At 69.5% G+C, this 3866-nt stretch carries 2 protein-coding genes; both read right to left on the bottom strand.

Going from position 1 to position 3866, the window contains the following annotated elements; translation table 11 throughout:
* Positions 1 to 172 precede the first annotated feature (172 nt).
* Positions 173 to 352, bottom strand: coding sequence for a DUF6104 family protein (locus B9S61_RS18600; protein WP_030049542.1), 180 nt, complete (start codon positions 350 to 352; stop codon positions 173 to 175).
* A gap of 80 nt (positions 353 to 432) precedes the next feature.
* Positions 433 to 3866: multifunctional oxoglutarate decarboxylase/oxoglutarate dehydrogenase thiamine pyrophosphate-binding subunit/dihydrolipoyllysine-residue succinyltransferase subunit (locus tag B9S61_RS18595; protein WP_103543278.1), on the bottom strand; the 3434-nt coding region annotated here is incomplete at its 5' end.

Raw genomic sequence — 3866 nt, 5'->3', positions numbered from 1 at the left:
GGCACCGGTGCGGGCCCCGGGGCGCGAGGTGGGGCCGGGTGTGACGGGTGGAGAGGGCGAGGTGGCGGTGCGGGCCCGCGGGGCGGCTGCGGCGCTAGGGGTTGGAGCGGGGAGCCGTGGGGGCCGGCCGGAGGCCGTGCGGCGGGTTCTCGGCGTCAGCCGGGGGTGTGGGTCAGTCGTCGTCCTCGTCGTCCAGGCGGGCCAGCCAGGTGGCCAGGCGTTCCACCGGGACCTCGAAGTCGGGGTTGAGGTCGACGAACGTCCTCAGCTGTTCGGCCAGCCACTCGAAGGTGACCTCCTCCTCGCCGCGCCGCTTCTCCAGTTCCTCGATGCCACGGTCCGTGAAGTACATGAGGACAAGGATATGCGCGGCGAAACGAGAGGGCCGCACCCCCCGTGAAGAGGGGTGCGGCCCGCGCGTACGGCTGCCGGTCAGGCCTCGAAGACCTCGCGCACCAGCTGCTCCTGCTCGGCCTGGTGGCGCTTGGCGGAGCCGACCGCCGGCGACGAGCCGTGCGGCCGCGAGATGCGGCGCAGGCGCTCGTCGTGCGGGAGGTCGGCGCCGACCGACAGGTCGAGGTGGTCGATCAGGTTGAGCGCGATGAACGGCCAGGCACCCTGGTTCGCCGGTTCCTCCTGGGCCCACAGGTACTTCTCGGCGTTCGGGTACTTCTTGATCTCCGCCTGGAGCTCCGCACCCGGCAGCGGGTAGAGGCGCTCGATGCGGATGATCGCCGTGTCCGTCGCGCCGCGCTTCTGCCGCTCGGCGTCCAGGTCGTAGTAGACCTTGCCGGCGGTGAAGACGACCTTCTTGACCGCGGCCGGGTCGACCGAGGCGTCGCCGATGACCGGGCGGAACTGGCCCGTGGTGAACTCCTCCGCCTTCGCCGCCGCGGCCTTCAGACGCAGCATCGACTTCGGCGTGAAGACGACCAGCGGCTTGTGGTGCGGGTTGTGCGCCTGCCAGCGCAGCAGGTGGAAGTAGTTCGACGGCGACGTCGGCATCGCGACCGTCATGTTGTTCTGGGCGCAGAGCTGCAGGAACCGCTCCGGACGGGCCGAGGAGTGGTCCGGGCCCTGGCCCTCGTAGCCGTGCGGGAGGAGCAGGACCACACCGGAGGTCTGGGCCCACTTCTGCTCCGCCGAGGAGATGAACTCGTCCACGACCGTCTGCGCGCCGTTGACGAAGTCACCGAACTGCGCCTCCCACAGCACGAGCGCGTCGGGGCGGGCCAGCGAGTAGCCGTACTCGAAGCCCATCGCCGCGTACTCGGACAGCAGGGAGTTGTAGACGTTCAGCCGCGACTGGTCCTCGGAGAGGTACTGCAGCGGCGTGTACTCCTCGCCCGTGCTGCGGTCGATGATGACCGCGTGGCGCTGGCCGAAGGTGCCGCGCTGGGAGTCCTGTCCCGCGAGGCGCACCGGGACGCCCTCCAGGAGCAGCGAGCCGAGGGCGAGGGTCTCGCCCATGCCCCAGTCGATCGTGCCGTCCCCGACCATCGCCGCCCGGCGCTGCATCTGCGGCAGCAGTCGCGGGTGGACGGTGATGTGGTCGGGGATGTTCACCTGGGACTCGGCGATCCGCTTCACGGTCTCCGTGGTCACCGCGGTGTTCACGGCGACCGGGAACTCGGCCTGCGGGTCCGGGCGCTCGGCCGCGGACGGCTGCGAGGTGGCCTCACGGACCTCCGTGAAGACCTTCTCCAGCTGCCCCTGGTAGTCCTGGAGCGCCTGCTCGGCCTCTTCCAGGGTGATGTCGCCGCGACCGATGAGGGACTCGGTGTACAGCTTGCGCACCGAGCGCTTCTTGTCGATCAGGTCGTACATCAGCGGCTGGGTGAAGGCCGGGTTGTCGGTCTCGTTGTGACCGCGGCGGCGGTAGCAGATGAGGTCGATCACCACGTCCTTGTTGAACGCCTGGCGGAACTCGAAGGCGAGGCGCGCGACGCGCACCACGGCCTCCGGGTCGTCGCCGTTCACGTGGAAGATCGGGGCCTCGATCATGCGGGCCACGTCCGTGGCGTACATCGACGAGCGCGAGGACTCCGGGGCGGCGGTGAAGCCGACCTGGTTGTTGATGACGACGTGGACCGTGCCGCCGGTGCGGTAGCCGCGCAGCTGCGACATGTTCAGGGTCTCGGCCACCACGCCCTGGCCCGCGAAGGCCGCGTCGCCGTGGATCGCCACCGGCAGGACGGTGAAGTCCGTGCCGCCCTTGCCGATGATGTCCTGCTTGGCGCGGGCGACGCCCTCCAGGACCGGGTCCACCGCCTCCAGGTGCGAGGGGTTGGCGACCAGCGAGACCTTGATCTGCTCGCCGTCCAGGCCGGTGAAGGTGCCCTCGGCGCCCAGGTGGTACTTCACGTCGCCGGAGCCGTGCATCGACTTCGGGTCGAGGTTGCCCTCGAACTCGCGGAAGATCTGCGCGTACGACTTGCCCACGACGTTGGCCAGCACGTTCAGCCGGCCGCGGTGGGCCATGCCGATGACGACCTCGTCCAGCCGGGACTCGGCCGCCGAGTCCAGCACCGCGTCGAGCAGCGGGATGACGGACTCGCTGCCCTCCAGGGAGAAGCGCTTCTGGCCGACGTACTTGGTCTGCAGGAACGTCTCGAAGGCTTCCGCCGCGTTCAGCCGGCGCAGGATGCGCAGCTGCTCCTCGCGCTCGGGCTTGGTGTGCGAGCGCTCGATGCGGTCCTGGATCCACTTGCGCTGCTTGGGGTCCTGGATGTGCATGAACTCGACACCGGTGGTGCGGCAGTACGAGTCGCGCAGCACGCCGAGGATGTCGCGCAGCTTCATCAGGGACTTGCCGGCGAAGCCGCCGACGGCGAACTCGCGCTCCAGGTCCCACAGGGTGAGCCCGTGCTCGGTGATGTCCAGGTCGGGGTGCTTGCGCTGGCGGTACTCCAGCGGGTCGGTGTCGGCCATGACGTGGCCGCGGACCCGGTAGGAGTGGATCAGCTCGAAGACCCGGGCGGCCTTGGTGACGTCGTCGTCGTGGGAGGCGTCGATGTCCTTGAGCCAGCGGACCGGCTCGTAGGGGATGCGCAGCGCCTCGAAGATGTCGTCGTAGAAGCCGTTCTCGCCGAGCAGCAGGTTGGCCACCGCGCGGAGGAACTCGCCGGAGGCGGCGCCCTGGATCACCCGGTGGTCGTAGGTCGACGTGAGCGTCATGACCTTGGAGATGCCGAGCTTGTTCAGGGTGTCCTGGCTGGTGCCCTGGAACTCCGCCGGGTAGTCCATCGAGCCGACGCCGAGGATCACCGACTGGCCGGGCATCAGACGCGGCACGGAGTGGACGGTGCCGAGGCCGCCGGGGTTGGTCAGGGAGACCGTGACACCGGTGAAGTCGTCCATCGTCAGCTTGTTGTCGCGGGCGCGGCGGACGATGTCCTCGTAGGCCTGCCAGAACTCGAAGAAGTTCAGCGTCTCGGCCTTCTTGATGGCCGCGACGACCAGCTGGCGGTCGCCGTTGGGCTTCACCAGGTCGATGGCCAGACCGAGGTTGACGTGCTCCGGCTTCACCAGGGTCGGCTTGCCGTCCACCCGCGCGAACGAGTTGTTCATCGCCGGCATGGCCTTGATGGCCTGCACCATCGCGTAGCCGATGAGGTGCGTGAAGGAGATCTTCCCGCCCCGGGCCCGCTTGAGGTGGTTGTTGATGACGATGCGGTTGTCGAACAGCAGCTTCACCGGCAGCGCGCGCACGGACGTGGCCGTGGGCAGCTCCAGGGAGGCGTCCATGTTCTTCGCCACGGCGGCGGACGGGCCGCGCAGGGTCACCTGCTCGGCGCCGGTCTTCGCCGCACCGGAGGGTTCGGCCTTGGGCTCGGCCTTCGGCGGGGCCGCGGCCGGCTTCGCGG

Origin of the sequence: Streptomyces sp. SM1 (genome assembly GCF_002910825.1) — a bacterium.
Lineage (GTDB): Bacteria > Actinomycetota > Actinomycetes > Streptomycetales > Streptomycetaceae > Streptomyces > Streptomyces okerensis.
Note: the sequence above shows the minus strand (reverse complement) of the source record. Positions and strands in the feature narration are given on the sequence as shown.